We start from the raw sequence: 1,208 nt of genomic DNA on the forward strand, positions 1-1,208 counted from the left end.
GCGCTGACGCCCTCGGCGCGCGTGCTGGCGGCGATCCGCGCCGAGCAGGGCAGCTTTGACGCGTTCGCCCTGCGCCAGAGCGCGGCCCACGCGGCGCATTTTCGCGGTCGTCCGCTCGATGCGGCGGCGCTGGCGCGCTTCACGGCGCAGGCCGATGCCTCGCTGGCCGAGCAGGAAAGGGTGGAGCGCGCCGACAGCGGCGATTTTGGCCAGTTCGTGCAGCGCTACCAGGCTGGCGCCCGCTACCTGCCCGTGCCGGACGAACCATCGGCCCCTGCCATTGTCCAGCAACGCGTGGCCTGACCCTTGTCCCCATTTGACGGAGCCATCACACCATGCGCATATTGCATTCCATGCTGCGCGTCGCCGACCTCGACGCCGCGCTGCATTTTTACCGCGACGCCCTGGGCATGACCTTGCAGCGGCGCCACGACTATCCGGACGCGCGCTTTACGCGCGCCATCGTTGCCTATGGCGAGACGCCCGCGCACGCCGCCATCGAACTGACGCATAACTGGGACCGGCAAGCGTATACCCATGGCGACGCCTATGGCTACCTGGCCGTGGCGGTCGACGATGCGGCCAGCGTGTGCGCCAAAGTGCGCGCGCATGGCGGCACCGTCACGCGCGAAGCGGGGCCGATGAAACATGGCAGCAATATCATCGCTTTCGTGCAGGACCCGGACGGCTACCGCATCGAGCTGATCGAAGCGAGCGCCCACTATGACTGATCGCCGGTTCAACGAACTCTGACACGGCATGGCAGGCGCGCCGCTGGCGGCGCCTGCCGGCATTTTGAAAAGGAAGCCACCGCATGGTGCATGTATCAACGACAAGCAAGGCCGCGACGCCGGCAATGCCAACGCCGGGCGCCGCAGCCGCAGAACCGGCAGGCGCTGGTGCAGGCCGCCGTGGCCGCCGCCTGCGCACTGGCCGTGGCCATTCCCGCGCCGGCCCAGGCGCCCGAGAAAAAAGGCCGCCGCCAAGAGCGAAATCTGCTATGGCGTGGCCAAGGCGGGGCAGAATGAATGCGCGAATACCACCTGCTTCCATTTATGCTCGGGCATGGCCACCGTCGACCGCGACCCTGGCGAATGGATGACCGTTCCCGCCGGCACCTGCACGGCGCTGGGCGGCAAGGTGGAAGCGGCGCCGCTGGCCTGCCCGGGAGCGGCGCCCGCCAGGACGGGACCGCCGGCCGATGTGGC

General features: G+C 68.9%; 2 protein-coding genes and 1 pseudogene. All 3 read left to right on the forward strand.

Going from position 1 to position 1,208, the window contains the following annotated elements; all coding sequences use genetic code 11:
* Nucleotides 1–303 (forward strand): annotated as a pseudogene (locus JaAD80_RS31095) (hypothetical protein); the annotation flags it as partial.
* A gap of 32 nt (nucleotides 304–335) precedes the next feature.
* Complete coding sequence (gene gloA, locus JaAD80_RS29085) at nucleotides 336–731, forward strand: lactoylglutathione lyase (protein ID WP_102299658.1); 396 nt, start codon at nucleotides 336–338, stop codon at nucleotides 729–731.
* A 28-nt stretch (nucleotides 732–759) separates the two neighbouring features.
* On the forward strand, nucleotides 760–1,208 hold a 449-nt coding region (locus JaAD80_RS29090; RefSeq protein ID WP_258003254.1), incomplete at its 3' end, for a DUF2282 domain-containing protein.

The sequence above is a fragment of the Janthinobacterium sp. AD80 genome, assembly GCF_002878455.1.
In the GTDB taxonomy this organism is placed as follows: Bacteria; Pseudomonadota; Gammaproteobacteria; order Burkholderiales; family Burkholderiaceae_D; genus Janthinobacterium.